The 19,690-nt window shown below is 71.4% G+C and carries 4 protein-coding genes; all 4 read left to right on the top strand.

Annotated elements, in window-relative coordinates:
- The first annotated feature begins 36 nt into the window (after nt 1-36).
- Entirely contained in the window at nt 37-17,280 is a 17,244-nt protein-coding gene (locus tag ON39_RS28720) for a non-ribosomal peptide synthetase (RefSeq protein ID WP_255219306.1), read from the top strand.
- Nucleotides 17,281-17,316: 36 nt separating this feature from the next.
- Nucleotides 17,317-18,123: an alpha/beta fold hydrolase gene (locus tag ON39_RS28715; protein WP_040739073.1), complete on the top strand. Its 807-nt coding sequence runs from the start codon at nt 17,317-17,319 to the stop codon at nt 18,121-18,123.
- On the top strand, nt 18,123-19,352 hold the full coding sequence (locus ON39_RS28710; protein WP_373283751.1) for a PP2C family protein-serine/threonine phosphatase: 1,230 nt from the start codon (nt 18,123-18,125) through the stop codon (nt 19,350-19,352). The genes ON39_RS28715 and ON39_RS28710 overlap by 1 nt, the downstream gene beginning before the upstream one ends.
- Before the next feature lie 2 nt (nt 19,353-19,354).
- A partial coding sequence (locus ON39_RS28705) for an anti-sigma factor antagonist (protein ID WP_040739071.1) occupies nt 19,355-19,690 on the top strand: 336 nt, incomplete at its 3' end.

The following is a 19,690-nucleotide window of genomic DNA, read 5'->3' as shown; positions in this document are numbered from 1 at the left end:
GTCACCGACACGACGCCCGACGAACTGGCGGCCGAGGTGGACACGGCGGTGCGCTACGGCTTCGACCTGTCCGCCGAGATTCCCGTGCGCGCCAGTGTGTTCCGGTGCGGGGCCGACGACTGCGTGCTCGTCTTGCTGATCCATCACATCGCGGGCGACGGCTGGTCCATGGCCCCGCTGCTGCGCGATCTGTCGGTGGCCTATGCCGCGCGCCTGGACGGCCGGGCGCCCGGCTGGGAGCCGTTGCCGGTGCAGTACGTGGATTACACGCTGTGGCAACAGGAATTGCTCGGGTCCGCGGCGGACCCGGACAGCGTGCTGTCGGAGCAGTTCGAGTACTGGCGGGCCGAGCTCGCCGAGCTGCCGGAGCAGCTGCGGCTGCCGACCGACCGGCCGCGGCCCCGGGTGGCCAGCTACCGCGGCGACGTGGTTGCCTTCGACATCGATCCGCTGCTGCGCGCCGAGGTCGAGCGGGTGGCCGCCCGCACGGGCGCGACCGTGTCGATGGTGTTGCAGTCGGCGCTGGCCGTGCTGCTGTTCAAACTCGGTGCGGGCGAGGACATTCCGATCGGCTCGCCGATCGCGGGCCGCACCGACGACGCCCTGACCGATCTGGTCGGATTCTTCGTCAACAGCTGGGTGCTGCGGACGCGGGTGGCCGCGGAGACGCCGTTCACCGACCTCGTCGGACAGGTGCGGTCAAAGGCGTTGGCGGGGTACGAGAATCAGGACATCCCGTTCGAATTGCTGGTGGAGCTGCTGAATCCGGCTCGCTCGGCGGCGCATCACCCGCTGTTCCAAGTGTCGCTGGCATTCCAGAACAACACCGCGCCGGCCTTGGAACTGCCGGGCGTTCGTTTCGAGCCCTACGGGGCCTCCATCGCGACCGCGCGGTTCGATCTGTTCTTCAATATCGCCGACGCGCCGGCGGGCCGGCCGTGGCAGGGCCTGGTCGAGTACGCGACCGACCTGTTCGACCGGTCCACGGTCGAGGCCATGGTCGCGCGGCTGGTGCGGATTCTGCGGCAGGTGGCGCAGGACCCCGGTACCGCGGTCGGATCCGTCGAGGTGCTCGACGCCGACGAGCGCGAGACGGTGCTGCGCCGGTGGAACGACACCGCGTTCGTGGTGCCCGAGGCCACCATCGTCGACTCGATCGACGCGCGGATCGCCGCGCGCCCGGACGCCACGGCGCTCGTCTGCGGCGACGAGGCGATCTCGTATCGGGAGCTCGGCGCGCGGGCCGATCGCCTTGCGGGGGCGCTGATCTCGCGCGGCGTTGGCCCGGACAGCGTGGTCGCCGTCGCCCTGCCGAGATCCGCCGACCTCGTCGTGGCGCTGCTCGGCGTGCTGCGGGCGGGCGGGGCGTACCTGCCGATCGATCCGGCGTATCCGTCGGATCGCTTGGCGTTCATCCTCTCCGACGCCGCGCCTGCCGTCGTCGTGACCGACGCCGCCACCGCGGACGTCTTGCCGCGGACCCCGGCGCCACACCTGTTCCTCGACGAAGCGACGGCGGAGGGTCGCGCGCCCGCTCGGGCCGTCCGGGTCGGTCCGGACAATCTGGCGTACGTGATCTACACCTCCGGCTCCACCGGTGTGCCGAAAGGCGTTGGCATCACGCACCGTAACCTCGCGAGCCTGACCTCACAGGCGTGGCCGCTCAAGGCCGACGACAGGGTCCTGGCGCACTCCTCGATCGCGTTCGACGGATCCACCTATGAGATCTGGCCGACGCTGGCCGCGGGCGCGGCCGTGGTGGTGACGCGCGAGGCCCGCTCCGATCTAATGGAGATCGCCGAGTCGGTGGCCGCGGAGTCGGTGACGAGGATGTTCTCGACGCCGCCGATGCTGTCGGCCCTGATCGATCACGCCGACTCCCTGCCGGACAACCCACTTCGCAGTATGCGGGCGGTCATCGTCGGCGGCGCGGAACTGACGGCGGATCTCGTCCGCAAGACGCGGACGAAGTGCGCCGGTGTCCTGTTCCTGAACGGGTACGGGCCGACCGAAACCACGGCCTGCGTCACCGTATACCACGTCGCGTCCGACGCCACCCCCGTCCCGATCGGGCATCCGCTGGGGAATGTGCGCTTGTACGTGCTGGATTCGCGGCTGCTGCCGGTTCCGGTCGGCGTCCCCGGCGAATTGTATGTCGCCGGTGCGCAACTCGGTCGCGGCTACCGTGGACGGGCGGGGCTCACCGCGGCACGATTCGTGGCCGACCCGTTCGATCCGTCCGGCGGCAGGCTGTATCGCACCGGCGACGTGGTGCGCTGGAATCGCGAGGGGCAGTTGGCGTTCGTCGGCCGGGCCGACGATCAGGTCAAGATCCGCGGCTTCCGCGTCGAACCCGGCGAGATCGAAAACCTGCTGGCGCAACATCCCTCGGTCTCGCGGGCGGTCGTGCTCGCGCGCGATACCGATAGCGGCAAACAGCTCATCGGTTACGTGGTCGCCGACCATTCCGTGCCGGGCGGCGCGGAACTCGACGGCGCGCAGGTGCGCGCGTTCGCGGCCGAGCGGCTGCCCGACTTCATGGTGCCCGCCGCGGTCGTCGTGCTCGACTCCGTGCCGCTCACGGCCAACGGAAAGGTCGACCCGGCCCGGCTGCCGGAGCCGGAGATCACCTCCGCGGCCCGGTATCGCGCGCCGCGCACCGACCAGGAGCGGATCCTCACCACGGTGTTCGCCGAGCTGCTCGGGCTGGACCGGGTGGGCGTCGACGACGGCTTCTTCGAGCTGGGCGGCGACAGCATCCGCTCGATCCAGGTGGTCTCGCGGGCGCGCGAGCTCGGGATCGAGATCAGTCCGCGCGAGGTGTTCGAGCATCAGACCGCCGCGTCGCTGGCCGCAGTGGCGGCCGGGCGCGAGGCCGCCACACCGATTCTGGCGGAGTTGCCCGGCGGCGCAGTCGGATGGCTGCCGCTGCTGCCCGCCGCTCGGTTCGTGCGCGAGCTCGGCGCGGGATTCGACAGCTTCGCGCAGTCGATGCTGCTGGAGCTGCCGGTCGGCATCGATCGAGCGGGCCTGGCGGCGACCTTGACCGCCGTCCTCGAGCGACACGAAGTGCTGCGGTCCCGCTTGGTCGATGACGAGCGGGGCGCCGGACTCGAGGTGGCCCCGGCCGATGCGGTGGACGTGGATCGCCTGCTGCGACGCGTCGAAATGCCCGCCGCCGAACGGGATTGGGACGAGCGGGCCTCGACGATAGCCACAGAGGTCCGCGCGGCGGCGCGGCGATTGGCCCCGGCGGCGGGGGTGATGATCCAGTTCGTGTGGTTCGACGCCGGCCCGGCCGAGGCGGGCCGACTCTCGATCGTCGCCCACCACCTGGTGATCGACGCCGTCTCGTGGCGAATCCTGCTGCCGGACTTGACTTCCGCGTGGCGCGACGCGGCGGCGGGCCTGACGCCGGTGCTGCCCGCGGCGGGGACCTCGATGCGCCGCTGGGCGCACGGCCTGGTCGAGCAGGCTGCCATGCCCCGCGTTGTCGATCAATTGCCTTGGTGGCGTTCGGTTCTGGACGAGCCCGAGCCCATGCTGGGTCGCCGGCCGCTGGATCCGGCGGTCGACGTGATGGCCACCGTCGAACAGGTGAGCATTCAACTCCCGGTGGCCGACAGCGAGGCGCTGTTGACGACGCTGCCCGCGGCGTTCCACGGCGGGGTCGAGGACGGGCTGCTGGCGGCCTTGGCGGCGGCGGTCACCCGCTGGCGCGACACCGGAGCCGAGAACGGAACCGACTCTGCCCGTGCGGAATCCGTGGTGATCCGCATGGAGGGGCACGGCCGCGAGGAGAACACCGTTCCCGGCGCCGATCTGTCGAGCACCGTCGGCTGGTTCACCAGCATGTACCCGGTGCGGGTAGCCGCGCGGGCCGAGTGGGATCAGCTGTGCGCGGGTGGTTCCGCCGCGGGCGCAGTGGTCAAGTCGGTCAAGGAGCAGCTGCGCGCGGTGCCGGACAAGGGCATGGGGTACGGGCTCCTGCGCTACCTCAACCCCGATACCGCCCTCGAGCTGCAACAGTTCTCGCCCGGCCAGATCGGGTTCAACTACCTCGGCAGGCTCACCGCCGCGGATCTGCTGCCGCAGCGGTGGCGCGGCGCCGGCTGGACGCCGGCCGGTGACGCGGGAAGCGCCGCGACCCCCGATCCGGCGATGCCCGCGCTGGCCGTGCTGGACGTCACCGCGATGGTGGTCGACGCCGGCGAAGGCCCTGTGCTGCAAGCGGTCCTGGCCGCGCCGACGGGCGTGCTGACGAAGTCCGAGACGGCGAGCCTCGCCGAACTGTGGCGCGACGCGCTGATCGGCCTGGCCCGGCACGCCGCGACTCCGGACGCGGGCGGCCTGACGCCGTCGGATCTGCCGCTGGTTCGGTTGGGGCAGAACGACATCGACGGTCTGGCGGCGCGGTATCCGGGGCTGGTCGATGTCTGGCCGCTGACGCCGATGCAGGCGGGCCTGCTGTTCCATCAGGCGCTCGCGGGTCCGGGCCTGGACGCGTACCACATGCAGGTGGTATTCGGGCTCGCCGGACAGATGGAACCCGAGCGGATGCGGGCCGCGGGACAGGGCCTGCTGGATCAATATCCGAATCTTCGGGTGGCGTTCACGCCCGGACCGCACGGCCAACCGGTTCAGGTGGTCGTCTCCGGGGTCGAATTGCCTTGGCGGGTAGTGGATCTGCGCCATCTCGACCAGGGTGATCGGGACGCGGCGGCGCAGCGGCTGCTCGCCGAGGACCAGCACGCGCACTTCGATATGGCGGCCCCGCCGCTGCTGCGCCTGACGCTGGTGTTGCTCACCGATGAGCGCTCGGAGCTGGTGCTCACCACCCATCACGTGCTGACCGACGGCTGGTCGCTGCCGCTGCTGATCCGGGAGCTGCTCGGCCGCTACGGCTCCGGCGCGCCGGTGGCGCAGCCGCCGAACTACCGCGAGTTCCTGAAGTGGTTGGGGGAGCAGGATGTCGAGGCGGGCGTGCGGGCGTGGCGACGCGAGCTCGACGGCGTCACCGAACCCACCCTGCTCGCGAGCAGCGTGCGCGGCACCGACGCCGCCGCCGAGGTCGAGCGGTTCGAGGTACCCCTGGTCGCCGAGATCGGTGCGGCCGTCACCAAGCGGGCCGGCGAACTCGGCGTCACGGTGAACACGGTCGTGCAGGCCGCCTGGGGCCTCGTGCTCGGCGCGGCGACCGGACGCCACGACGTGACCGTCGGCGCCACCGTGTCGGGCCGCCCGCCCGCGATACCCGGGGTGGACGCGATGATCGGCTTGTTCATCAATACCGTGCCCGTGCGGGTGCGCTTCGGCCCGCAGGACACCCTGGCCGAACTGCTCACCGATCTCCAGGCGCGGCAGACGGCGCTGCTCGACCACCACCATGTCGGCCTGAGCGAGATCCACCAGGCCGTAGGCGTTTCCGTGCTCTTCGACACGCTGATCGCGTTCGAGTCCTACCCCGTGGACCGCGCGGGGATCGCGGCGGTCACCGGGGCGAGCAGCCTCGAGATCACCGAGCTGCGCCCGAATGCCGCCACGCACTACCCGCTGACGGTCATCGCGGGCACCGAGCCGACGTTGACGCTGTACCTCGAGTACCGCACCGACGACATCGGTCGGGCCGACATCGAGGCGATGGCCGGGCGGCTCGGGCGCATTCTGCGGCAGATCGTGGCCGACCCGGCGGCACCGGTGGCCGCGGTCGACCTGCTCGGCACCGACGAACGAGAAATGGTGCTGCGCAAGTGGAACGACACCGCGCGCGAGGTCGCCGACACCACCGCCGTCGGTCTGTTCGAGGCGCAGGTCGCCCGAACGCCGGACGCGACCGCCCTGGTTTTCCGGGACAGGGCGGTGTCGTATCGCGAGCTCGACGACCGCGCCACTCGGTTGGCGCGGGTACTGGCGTCGCGTGGCGTGGGCTCGGACAGCATCGTCGCGGTCGCGCTGCCGCGCTCGACGGAGTTGATCGTGGGCTTGCTCGCGGTGTGGAAGGCGGGCGGCGCGTATCTGCCGATCGACCCGGCGTATCCGTCGGATCGCCTGGCCTTCATCCTGTCCGACGCCGCGCCGGTCGTCGTGGTGACGGACCGCGCCACCGCGAGCATCCTGCCCGACACCGCGGCACCGCTGTATCTGGACGCGCTCGAACACGATGCGGGAGCGGAACTCTCCGGCGTCTCGCCGAGGCCGCGGAATTTGGCATACGTGATCTACACGTCCGGCTCGACCGGGGTGCCGAAAGGCGTTGGCGTCACCCATCGCAACGTGGTGAACCATGTGTCGCAGGGCTGGTTGACCGGCCCCGCCGAGCGCGTGCTCGTGCACTCGTCGATGGCCTTCGACGCCTCGACCTATGAGATGTGGGCGGCCCTGTGCGCGGGCGGCGGACTGGTGCTGGCGGGTGAATTGCGTTCGGACCCGCGCGAAATGCTCGAACTGGTCGCGAACCACTCGGTGACAAGGCTTTTCGCCACCCCGGCGCTGCTGGCCGTGCTGCTCGACTACGCGGAAACATTGCCGGGCAATCCGTTCGAGGGCGTCGCGCAGGTGATCGCCGGCGGCGCGGAGCTGTCCTCGGCGCTGGTGCGGCGGGTGCGGGCCACGGCCGCGGACGTCGAGGTGACGAACGGCTACGGTCCGACCGAGACCACGGTGTTCGCCACGACCTTCCCCGCGGACGCGGACGCGGCGGGCTCGGTGCCGATCGGGCGGCCCCTGGCGAATATGCGGACGTACGTGCTGGATTCGTGGCTGCGACCGGTCCCGATCGGCGTAGCCGGTGAGTTGTACGTGGCCGGTGCGCAGTTGGCGCGCGGCTATCAGGGCAGGCCGGGCCTGTCGGCGTCACGGTTCGTCGCCGACCCGAACGATCCGGCGGGCGGGCGGTTGTATCGCACCGGCGACGTGGTGCGCTGGACCCCTGAGGGCGCGCTGGAGTTCGTCGGGCGCGTCGATGATCAGGTCAAGATCCGCGGCTTCCGCGTCGAGCCCGGCGAGATCGAAACCATACTGGCGCAACACCCCTCGGTCTCCCAGGCGGTGGTCGTCACCCGCGACACCGGGACCGGCGGCAAGCAGCTGATCGGCTACGTGGTGGCCGAGCAGGCCGACGGCGGACAGGTCCACGAGTTCACGGCCGAGCGACTGCCCGACTTCATGGTGCCGACGGTCGTCATGGTGATCGACGCGATGCCGTTGACCGCCAACGGCAAACTGGACCGCAAGGCCCTGCCCGATCCGGAGGTCGGCTCGACGCGGCGGTACCGCGCGCCGGTCTCGGCGGCCGAGGGCGTGCTGGTCTCGGTCTTCGCCGAGGTGCTCGGACTGGATCGAGTCGGCGTGGACGACAGCTTCTTCGAGCTGGGCGGCGACAGCATCCGGTCCATCCAGGTGGTGTCGCGGGCGCGTGAGCTGGGCGTGGAGATCAGCCCGCGCGAGGTGTTCGAGCACCGGACAGCCGCGGCGCTGGCCGCGGCGGCGAGCGGGCGCGAGGTGGCCGCGCCGGTGCTCGCGGAGCTGCCCGGCGGCGGGACCGGCTGGATGCCGTTGCTGCCGGTGGCGCGCTTCGTGCGCGAATTGGGCGGCGGCTTCGACAGTTTCACGCAGGCGATGGTGCTCGACCTCCCGGTCGGCATCGACCGGGCGGGCCTGGTGGCGACATTGTCGGCGGCGCTCGACCGGCACGACGTGCTGCGGTCGCGGCTCGTCGACGACGAGCGCGGGGCCGGGCTAGACGTGGCGCCCGCGGGTTCGGTGGACGTGGATCAGCTGGTGACCCGGGTGTCGTTGGCGCAGAACGCGGATGCGGCCGGCGTGGTGATGTCGGAGATGGCGAACGCGGTGGGGCGGTTGGCGCCCGGCGCGGGCATCATGGCGCAGTTCGTGTGGTTCGACGCCGGGCCGGACGAGGCCGGTCGACTGGCCGTGGTGGCGCATCATCTGGCCGTGGACGGCGTCTCGTGGCGAATCCTGTTGCCGGACTTGGCGACCGCCTGGCAGGAGGTGTCCGCCGGACGGACGCCGGTGCTGCCGCGGACGGGAACCTCGCTGCGCCGGTGGGCGCACGGACTGGTCGAGCAGGCGGCCCGCCCGCAACGGGTGGCGGAGTTGGCCTGGTGGCGTTCGGTTCTCGACGGACCCGATCCGCTGCTCGGCAGCAGGCCGCTGGACTCGGCGGTCGACGTCGCGGCCGGCGTAGGCCACGCCCTCGTCCGTATTCCGGTGCCCGACACCGAGACACTGCTCACCACGCTGCCCGCGGCCTTCCACGGCGGGGTCGAGGACGGGCTGCTGGCCGCCTTGGCGACGGCCGTGCGCCGCTGGCGCGAGCGCCGGGGCGTGCGCGAGGAGTCGGTGCTGATCCGGCTGGAGGGGCACGGCCGCGAGGAGGACACCGTGCCCGGCGCCGACCTTTCGACGACGGTCGGCTGGTTCACCAGCATGTTCCCGGTGCGGGTGCGCGCGTCCGGCGCGGACCGGGCCGAGCTGCGCGCCGGCGGGCCGGCCGTCGGCGCGCTGGTCAAGACGGTGAAGGAGCAGCTGCGGGCGGTGCCGGACAAGGGCATGGGCTACGGGCTGCTGCGCTACCTCAATCCCGAGACGGCCCCAGTGCTGCAAGGGTATTCGGCCGGGCAGATCGGCTTCAACTACCTCGGCCGGTTCACCTCGACCGACCTGCTCCCGCAGCGGCTGCGCGGCGCGGGGTGGACGCCCTCGGTCGACGCGGAACAGCTGACCACGCCGATGGATCCGGCGCTGGGGTCGACGCCCGCGATGGCCGCCCTCGATGTCAACGCGATCGTCCTCGACACCGGCGAGGGACCGGTGCTGCAAGCCGTCTTCGCCTCGCCCACAGCGATTATGGCCGAAGCCGAACTCCAGGAGCTGGCCGAGCTGTGGCACGAGGCGGTCGACGGGCTCGTCGCGCACGTCGCGGCGGGCGGCGGCGGCCTGACCCCGTCGGACGTGCTGGCGGACCTGGATCAAAGCGATCTCGACACGCTGGAGCAGCGGTATCCGGGGCTCACGGATGTGTGGCCGCTGACGCCGATGCAGTCGGGGCTGCTGTTCCATCAGGAACTGGCCGGCTCGGGCTTCGACGCGTACCACATGCAGCTCGTGCTCGGGCTGGTCGGCGAGGTGGACGTCGAGCGCATGCGGTCGGCCGGGCAGGGACTGCTGGATCGGTACGAGAACCTGCGCGTCGCGTTCGTCACCGATCGCCGCGGCGACACGGTGCAGGTCGTGCTCGACGAGGTGGAATTGCCCTGGCGCGTAGCGGATCTGCGTGAGCTTCCGGCGGACGAACGAGAAGCGGCGCTCGAGCGGCTGCTCGCCGAGGACCGGGACGCGCACTTCGATATGGCGGTGCCGCCGCTCATCCGGTTGATGGTGGTGCGGACGGGTCCGAACCGCTCCGAGCTGGTGCTCACGGCGCATCACGTCCTGCTGGACGGGTGGTCGTTGCCGCTGCTGATCGTGGATCTGCTCGGTGCGTACGGCGGATCCGGCGCGCCCGCGCCGGCCGCCGAGTACAAGCACTTCCTGAAGTGGTTGGGGGAGCAGGACTCCGGCGCTGGCGTACGGGCGTGGCGTCGAGAACTCGACGGCGTGCACGAGCCGACGCTGCTCGCCGACGGCGCGCGCGCCACCGAGGCCGCGAGGCTGCCCGAGGTGATGCGCGTCGAGGTGCCGCTGTCGCCGGACACGGTCACCGCGCTGACCCGGCGCTCGACGGAGCTCGGGGTCACCCTGAGCACCGTCGTGCAGGGCGGCTGGGGGATTCTGCTCGCGGCGGCGACGGGCAGCCACGACGTGGTCACCGGCGCGACCGTGTCGGGCCGCCCGCCGGAGATCGCGGGCGTGAACTCGATGGTCGGTCTGTTCATCAACACCGTGCCCGTCCGGGTGCGCTTCGGCCCGGCCGACACGCTGACCGACCTGCTGACCGACCTGCAGGCCCGGCAGACGACCCTGCTCGATTACCACCACGTCGGCCTGAGCGAGATCCATCGGGCCGTCGGCGTGCAGACCCTCTTCGACACCCTCATCGCGTTCGAGTCGTATCCGGTGGACCACGCCGGCATCGGGGCCGTCGCCGACACCGGCGGCCTGGCGATCAGCGACTCGCGCCCGAACGCGCCGACGCACTACCCGCTGACGGTCATCGCGAACACCGCCCCGACCCTCACGCTGCAATTCGAGTACCGCCCCGATACTTTCGACCGGCCGAGCGTCGAGGCGATGGCCGAGCGGCTGGCCCGGATCCTGCGGCAGGTGGCTACCGACCCGGACGCCCCGGTGCGCTCGATCGATCTCCTCGGCTCGGACGAGCGGGAGCTGGTCCTGCACCGGTGGAACGCCACGGCCGCCGCGATCGAGCCTGGCCGCACCCTGGTGGGAATGTTCACGGCCCAGGCGGCCGAGACGCCGGCGGCGGTGGCCCTGCTCGAGGGGGACACCGAGGTGACGTATCGGGAACTCGCTCATCGAGCGGATCTCCTTGCCGGGGAGCTGATCTCGCGCGGCGTCGGACCCGACAGCGTCGTCGCCGTCGCGCTCCCGCGCTCGGTGGAGCTGATCGTGGCGTTCGTCGCGGTCCTGCGGGCGGGCGGCGCGTACCTGCCGATCGATCCGGCCTACCCCTCGGAACGGCTGGCGTTCATCCTGACCGACGCCGCTCCGGTCGTCGTGCTGACCGGCCGGGCCACGGCGAACCTCCTGCCCGACACCGCGATTCCGCATCTGCACCTGGACAGCCTCGAGCTCACCGAGGCGGCGGCGCGCGACCACCTGGCCGAGGTCAGGCCGCACAATCTCGCGTACCTGATCTACACCTCCGGGTCGACCGGTGTGCCCAAAGGCGTTGCCGTTACCCACCACAACGTGGCGAACTTGGTGAGCCAGCGGTGGTCGACCGGGCCGCGCGAACGCGTGTTGATGCACACGTCGGTGTCGTTCGACGTCTCGACCTACGAGATCTGGCCGACGCTGTGCGGCGGCCATACGCTGGTGCTCACCGGCGAATTGCGTTCGGACCCCGCCGAAATGGTGGAGTTGATCGAGTCCAGGTCGGTGACGCGGGTGTTCTCGACCCCGGGGCTGCTGCCCGCTCTGCTCGATCGGGCCGAGACCGCGCCGGGCCGCCCGCTGCGGTCCCTGGCCCAGGCGGTCGTCGGCGGCGCGGAGGTGACCACCGCGCTGGCGCGGCGGCTGTGGGCCGTCGCGCCCGAGATCGAGATCGTCAACGGGTACGGACCCACCGAGTCCACGGTGTTCGCGACGGTGAGCGTCGCCGACCCCGGCTGGACGGACGGGTCGGTGCCGATCGGTCGTCCACTGACCAATGTGCGGGCCTTCGTGCTGGATTCGTGGTTGACGCCGGTCCCGGTCGGGGTCGCGGGTGAGCTGTATCTGGCCGGAGCCCAAACGGCCCGTGGCTATTTCGGCCGCGCGGCGTTGACGGCCGCCCGGTTCGTGGCCGACCCGTTCGATCCGTCCGGCGGCAGGCTGTACCGCACCGGCGACGTGGTGCGCTGGAATCGCGAGGGGCAGTTGGAGTTCCTCGGCCGGGTCGACGACCAGGTCAAGATCCGCGGCTTCCGCATCGAGCCCGGCGAGGTGGAACGGGCGCTCGCACAGCATCCTTCGGTCTCGCGGGCGATCGTGATCGCGCACGACACCGGCGACGGCGGCAAGCAGCTGATCGGCTACGTGCTGGCCGAGCGCGACGGCGACCGGCCGGACGGGCACGAGGTGCGCCGGTACGCCGCGGAGCGGTTGCCGGAGTACATGGTGCCCGCGGCGGTGCTGGTGATCGACTCGGTGCCGTTGACGGTGAGCGGGAAGCTCGACGTCCGGGCGCTGCCCGCCCCGGAGTTCGCCTCCTCGGCGCGGTACCGCGCGCCGCGCGGCGACGACGAGCGGGTGCTGGCCGAGCTGTTCGGCGAGGTGCTCGGCCGCGATCGAATCGGCGTGGACGACAACTTCTTCGAGCTCGGCGGCCACTCGCTGCTGGCGACCCGGCTGGCCAGCCGGATCAGGGCGGTGCTCGGCGTCGAGGTGCCGATCCGGGCGGTCTTCGACGCGCCGACGGTCGCGCAGCTGGCGACCCGGCTCGACGCCGACGTGCAGCTGCGTCCCCCGCTGGCGGTGCGGTCGCGGCCGGACGTGGTTCCGGCGTCGTACGCGCAGCGGCGGCTGTGGTTCATCCACCGGCTGGAGGGGCCGTCGGCGACCTACAACATCCCGCTCGCGGTGCGCATGCGCGGGCTGGACGTGACCGTCCTGCGCGCGGCGATCGGCGACGTGATCGCCCGGCACGAGAGCCTGCGCACCGTCTTCGCCGAGGCCGACGGCCTGCCCGCGCAGCGGGTGCTCGACCCGGCCTCGGTCGAGGATCCCGTGGTCGTCACCGACGCGGAACCCGCCGAACTCGATGCGGCGGTGGCCGGGGCCGTGCGCTACGGATTCGACCTGTCCAGCCAGATTCCGTTGCGCGTCACGGTGATTCGTCCGGGCACACAGGACTGTGTGGTGGTCCTGGTGGTTCACCACATCGCCGGGGACGGCTGGTCGATGGCGCCGCTGCTGCGGGACCTGTCGGTGGCCTACGCCGCCCGGCTCGGACACCGGGCGCCGGAGTGGGAGCCGCTGCCGGTGCAGTACGTGGATTACACGCTGTGGCAACAGGATCTGCTCGGCTCGGCCGACGATCCGGCGAGCCTGCTGTCGCGGCAGTTCGAGTACTGGCGCGGCGAACTCGAGGGCTTGCCCGAGCAGTTGCGCCTGCCGACCGATCGCCCGCGCCCCCGGGTGGCGAGTTACCGCGGCGACATGGTGCTGTTCGACATCGACGCGGAACTGCGCGCCGGGGTGGAGCGGCTGGCGGCCCGCGAGGGCGCGACGGTGTCGATGGTGTTGCAGTCGGCGCTGGCCGTGTTGCTGTTCAAACTCGGTGCGGGCGAGGACATTCCGCTCGGCTCGCCGATCGCGGGCCGCACCGACGAGGCGCTGGCGGACCTGGTCGGCTTCTTCGTCAACACCTGGGTGCTGCGGACGCGGCTGTCGCCGGGCGCGGCGTTCACCGAGGTGCTCGGCCAGGTCAGGTCGAAGGCCCTGGCCGCGTACGAGAACCAGGACGCGCCGTTCGAATTGCTGGTGGAGCTGCTCAACCCGACCCGCTCGGCGGCCCACCACGCGCTGTTCCAGGTGACCTTGGCGTTCCAGAACAACAGCCTGGCCAACCTCGAGCTGCCCGGCGTCGGGTTCGAGCCCTACCACGCGTCGCTGGCCGCCTCGCGCTTCGACCTGTTCTTCAATATCGCCGACACGCCGGCCGGCCTGCCGTGGAACGGGCTCATCGAGTACGCGACGGAGCTGTTCGACCGGTCGACGGTGGAGGCGCTGGCGGCGCGGTTCGTGCGCGTGGTGCGGACCATCGCGACCGAACCCGATGCGGCGGTGGGCTCCATCGACGTGCTCGGCGCCGACGAGCGCGAGACGGTGCTGCGCCGGTGGAACGACCGGACGATCGAGTTGGCGCCGGACGGCACCCTCGTCGGGCTGATCGAGGCGCAGGCGGCTCGGACGCCGGAGCGGGTCGCGGTGGTCTGCGGGGACACCGAGGTGTCGTATCGGGAGCTCGACGCGCGCGCAGGCCGCCTCGCCGGAACGCTGAATTCCCTTGGCGTCGTGCCGGACAGCGTCGTCGCGGTCGCGCTGCCGCGATCGGTGGAGCTGATCGTGGCCCTGCTCGCGGTGCTGAAGGCGGGTGGCGCGTACCTGCCCATCGATCCGGCGTATCCGTCGGAGCGGTTGGCGTTCATCCTGTCCGACGCCGCGCCGGTCGTGGTCGTGACCGATCGCGACACCGCCGACGCCCTGCCGGACTCGTCCGTGCCGCGTCTGTATCTGGACGAAGCCGGGGCGGTGCACGGTGCGGCCGGCCCGGTGGTGCGGTCGCAGAACCTGGCATACGTGATCTACACCTCCGGCTCGACCGGTCGCCCCAAAGGCGTTGGCATCACGCATCGCAACGTGGTGAACCACGTGTCCCAGGGCTGGTTGACCGGTGATGCCGAGCGGGTGCTCGTGCATTCGTCCATGGCCTTCGACGCCTCCACCTACGAGATGTGGGCGGCACTGAGCGCGGGTGGCGGCCTGGTGCTGGCGCGCGAGTCGCGTTCGGATCCGGCGGAGATGCTCGAGCTGGTCGCGAAGCATTCGGTGACAAGGCTTTTCGCGACGCCGGCGCTGCTGTCGGTCCTGCTGGAGCGGGCCGAGGCGTTGCCAGGCAACGCGTTCGACGGGGTGACCCAGGTGATCGCCGGCGGTGCGGAGCTGTCCGGGGAACTGGTGCGCCGGGTCAGGGCCGTGGCCGCCGACGTGGAGGTGGTCAACGGCTACGGTCCGACCGAGACCACGGTGTTCGCGACGACTTTCGTCGCCGAGGCGGACACCGACGGCGCGGTGCCCATCGGACGCCCGCTGGGGAACATGCGGGCGTTCGTCCTGGACTCGGGCCTGCGGCCGGTCCCGGCCGGGGTCTCCGGCGAGTTGTACGTCGCCGGAGCGCAATTGGCGCGGGGCTACCGCGGCAGGCCCGGACTGACCGCGACGCGGTTCGTGGCCGACCCGTTCGACCCGACGGGCGGCCGGCTGTACCGCACCGGCGACGTGGTGCGGTGGACCCCGGCCGGCACGCTCGAGTTCGTCGGCCGCGTCGACGATCAGGTCAAGATCCGCGGCTTCCGGGTGGAGCCGGGCGAGGTGGAGAACGTACTTACCCAACACCCCTCGGTCGCCCAAGCCGTGGTGGTCGCACGGGAGACCGACACCGGCGGCAAGCAGCTGATCGGCTACGTGGTGCCCGAGCGCTCCGGCCCGGCCGTCGGCGAGGACGAACTGGTCGGCCAGTGGCTGCGCGTCTACGACGAACTCTATTCCGGCACAGACGAATCCGATAGCGCGGCGGACGAGTCCGGGGTGCCGTTCGGCGCGGACTTCGGCGGCTGGAACAGCAGCTATACCGGCGGCGCGATCCCGCTCGATCAGATGCGGATATGGCAGTCGGCCACGGTCGAGCGGATTCGCGGACTCGACCCGCGGCGCGTGCTCGAGATCGGCGTCGGCTCCGGCCTGCTGCTGTCGCAGGTGGCACCGGACTGCGAAGAGTACTGGGCGACAGACTTTTCCGCCGCCACCATCGACACCCTGCGGCGACGCCTCGGTGAGCTGAACGAGGACTGGACCGGCCGGGTGGAGCTGAGCGTGCGCAGCGCCGACCAGACAGCAGGGTTGCCGGAGAACCACTTCGACACCGTGGTGTTGAACTCGGTCATCCAGTACTTCCCCGGCGAGCAGTACCTGCGCCGGGTGCTCGAACGGGTGCTGCGGCTGCTGGCCCCCGGCGGCGCGGTGTTCCTCGGCGACATCCGGAACTTGGCGCTGCTCACGGAGTTCACCACCGCGGTCCAGATCGCGCGCAACGGCGGTGAGGACCCCGCGGCGGTCCTCGATCGGGTCAAGCGGGACATCGCCGCCGAGCAGGAGCTGCTGCTCGCGCCGGAGTACTTCCCGGCGCTGGCCCGCGTCCTCGACTTCGACGCCGTCGACGTCGAGCTCAAGCGTGGATACGCGGTGAACGAGTTGACGCGCTACCGCTACGACGTGGTCCTGCGCAAGTCCCCGGCGCGGGCGCTGTCGGTCGCCGAGACGCCGAGAGTCGAGTTCCGCGACCATGTTTGGCTGCGCGCGCTGCTGCGCGACCGTCACCCCGACGGTCTCCGGGTCACCGGGATTCCGCATGCCGGACTGACCGGTCAGCTCGAGGCCCTGCACCAGATCCGGGCGGGTCAGCCCGTGCCCGCCGAGGGCCAGATCGTCCCGCCCGCAGTCGGTTTCGAGGGCATAGTCGCCGACTACGCCGCGCGCCTCGACACGGGCCTGCTGCCCGAGGACCTGCACGTGCTCGGCGAGCGGTTCGGCTACACCACGGCGGTCACCTGGTCGACCACCGCGGGTCAAATGGACGCGATATTCCTCGACGCCGCGCGCGACCGCCCGCTGACCGGCGTGTACCTGACCGAGGGGTCGGTGGCCGAACCGGCGCGCTACGCCAACAGCCCGCAGGCCAGCCTGCTCGCCGCCGACGTGCGCCGGTGGGCCGGCGAGCACCTGCCGGAGTTCATGGTGCCCGCCACGGTGCTCGCGCTGGACAGCATGCCGCTGACCGCCAACGGCAAGATCGATCGCGGCGCGCTGCCCGACCCGGAGTTGTTGTCCGACAGCGAGTATCGCGGCCCGCGCACCGAGCGGGAGCGGGCGCTGGCGGGGTTGTTCGCCGAGATCCTCGGCCTCGACCGCGTCGGCATCGACGACGACTTCTTCGCCCTCGGCGGCCACTCGCTGCTGGCCACCCGGCTCACCAGCCGGATAAGGGCGGTGGTCGGCGTCGACGTCCCGGTCCGGGTGGTCTTCGACGCGCCGACCGTCGCCGAGCTCGCGGCCCGGCTCGATGAGGGCGGCGTCGGCGGCACGGACTTCGACCCGGTGCTGATGCTGAAGACCTCGGGTGCGCGCGAGCCGCTGTGGTGTCTGCCGCCGGGCGGCGGCCTCGGCTGGTTCTACCAGCATCTCGGGCGGGAGCTGCCCGATCGGCCGGTGTACGCCATCCAATCTCGCGGTTTGGACGGCGGCCCGACGGCGGGCTCCATGGCCGAGATGGTGGCGGACTACATCGATCGGATGCGGGCCATCCAGAGCGAGGGGCCCTACCACCTGATCGGCTGGTCGTACGGCGGCGTGGTCGCGCAGGCGATGGCCGCCGAATTGTCCAGGCGCGGAATCGAAGTGGGCTTCGTCGGCGTCCTCGACAGCGAGCCGCCGCAGGGCGCGGTCGCCGAGGCGGACATCACCGACGAGGAGGCCATGGCGGGCGTGCGGGCCTGGGCCGTCGACCGGTTCGGCGACCAGCTCGAGGCCCCGGTCATCCAGGAGCTGGTGGAGCGGCTGACGAAGGTGCTGGTCAACAACTGCCGGCTCTGGGAGGGCTACACCTCACCGTTCTACGACGGCGACCTGACCGTCTTCGGCGCCACCCTCGACGTGACGGGGAACCGGCGGGCCGACGTCGAGAGCGAGCTCGAACAGGCCTGGCGCTCCTACATCGGCGGCCGTATCACGGTGTTCGAGGTGGACTGCGCGCACGGCGACTTCGACCGCCCGGAGACCATGAGTCTGGTGGGCCGAGTGCTCAACGACCTCCTCTGATCGTGAGCCTCGGTCACGAGATGGCAGTATGGCCGGATGGACGTGCGCAGCAAGAACAACGTCGTGGTGCTCGGCCGAGCCGACGGCCCCACCGTCGTGCTCGCGCACGGTTTCGGGTGCGACCAGAACCTGTGGCGTCTGGTCGCACCCGCCCTGGCCGAGCGGTTCCGGGTGGTGCTGTTCGACCACGTCGGCTCGGGCAAGTCGGACAAGACCGCCTGGTCCGCCGAGCGGTATGGCACGCTCGACGGGTACGCCGCCGACGTGGTCGAGCTGTGCGCGGAGCTCGACCTGCGCGACGTCGTGCTCGTCGGGCACTCGGTCTCGGCGATGATCGCCGTGCTGGCCGCGGTGCGCGATCCGGAGCGGTTCGCCAAGCTCGTCCTGCTGACGCCGTCGCCGTGCTACATCGACGACGGCGACTACCGCGGCGGCTTCAGCCGGGCCGACATCGACGAACTGCTCGAATCGCTGGACAGCAACTACCTCGGCTGGTCGGCGGCGATGGGCCCGGTGATCATGGGCAACCCCGACCGGCCGGAACTCGGCGCCGAGCTGACCGAGAGCTTCTGCCGCACCGACCCGGCCATCGCCCGCGTGTTCGCGCAGACCACGTTCCTGTCCGACAATCGAGCGGACCTCGCGCGGGTCGCCGTGCCGTCGCTGATCATCCAGTGCCGCGAGGACGCCATCGCCCCGCCCGAGGTCGGTGCATTCGTGCGCGACCAGATCGCGGGCAGCACGCTGGTGACGCTGGACGCGACCGGGCACTGCCCGCAGCTGAGCGCGCCCGAGGCCACCACCGCGGCGATAACGGAGTTCGCGGCGGCGAGCCGGTCGTGATCCGGCAGGCCGACGACGACCGCGCGGGCGGCGGCGCCGACGAAGCGAATCCGGCCTTCTCGGCGTTGCTCGAGGACAGCGCCGAGGATCTCTACGAGCACGCCCCGTGCGGCTACCTCTCGACGCTGATGGACGGCACGATCGCCAAAATCAATGCCACCCTGCTGGATTGGCTCGGCTACCGCCGCGACGAGCTGGTCGGGCGCCGCCGGTTCACCGACCTGCTCAGCGTCGGCGGGCGGATCTACCACGAGACGCACATCGCGCCGTCGCTGAGCATGCACGGCGAGATCGGCGGCCTCGCACTGGAATTGAAGGCCGCCGACGGCAGCCGGCTGCCCGTGCTCGTGACGTCGGCGGTCAAGTCCGGCCCCGACGGCACGGCCCAGCTGATCCGCACCACGGTCTTCGACGCCCGCGACCGCCGCGCCTACGAACAGGAACTGCTGCGCGCCCGCCAGGACGCCGAGCGGGAGCGCGAACGCGTGCTGAAGCTCGTCACGACGTTGCAGCGCTCCCTGCTGCCGCCGACCCTGCCCGCCGTGCCGGGCCTGGAGGTCGCTGCCTACTACCACGCCGCGTCGGCCGACGAGGTCGGCGGCGACTTCTACGATCTGTTCCCGCTGACCGGCGGCGCGTGGGGATTCTTCCTCGGCGATGTGTCGGGCAAGGGCGCGTCCGCGGCGACGGTCACCTCGCTGGCCCGCTACACCCTGCGCGCCGCGGCGGCGGCCGGCTCGGATCCCGTTGCGGCGCTGTCGGTTCTGAACACCGTGCTGCGGCACGAGTACCGGGGGAGCGATCTGCGGTTCTGCACCGTCATCTACGGGCAACTGGTCCCGGACGACGGGGGCTGCGCGGTCACGCTCGCCAGCGGCGGTCATCCGCCCGCGGTGCTGCTCGGCGCGGCGGGCGGCGCGCGGTTTCTCGACACGCCCGGCGGGCAACTGGTCGGCGCGCTGGCCGAGGCGCATTTCGCCACCGTAGAATTCCGGCTCGACGCCGGTGACACCCTGCTGCTGTACACCGACGGGCTGACCGAGGCGCGCACCACCGGCTCGGTCCGGCACAGCGAGGAAGAGCTCCTCGACTTCCTCGGCCCGCTGGCCCCGACCACGGCGCCGGGTGTGATCGCCGCGGTGACCGGCCTGCTGGCCGGCTTCGGCGACGGCGTGGACGACGACACCGCACTGCTCGCGCTGAGCATCCCGGCGCATGGAGGTGGGTAGCCATGATCGACGAATTCTCCACCAGCACAAGGCCGATCACGAACGGCGTGGTGCTGCGTTTCGTCGGCGGACTCGACGCGACCGCGGCCCCCGCCGCGCGAGCGGCCATCGAGAACCTCGTCCTGCGACCGGGCGAGCGGCTAGTCGTGGACCTGTCCGGGCTGCTCTTCTGTGATTCGAGCGGCATCTCGATGCTGCTGGCGGCCCGCAACGCCGCGGCGCTCGCCCAGGCCGACATCGCGCTGGCCGCGGTGCCGAGCTACGTCTTGCGCACGCTCGCCCTGATCGGGCTGCACGGCGTCTTCGCCACCTACCCCACGCTGGACGACGCGGCCGAG

It is taken from the genome of Nocardia tenerifensis NBRC 101015 (assembly GCF_000308715.1).
GTDB lineage: Bacteria > Actinomycetota > Actinomycetes > Mycobacteriales > Mycobacteriaceae > Nocardia > Nocardia tenerifensis.
This window is presented reverse-complemented; position numbering and strand designations above follow the sequence as displayed.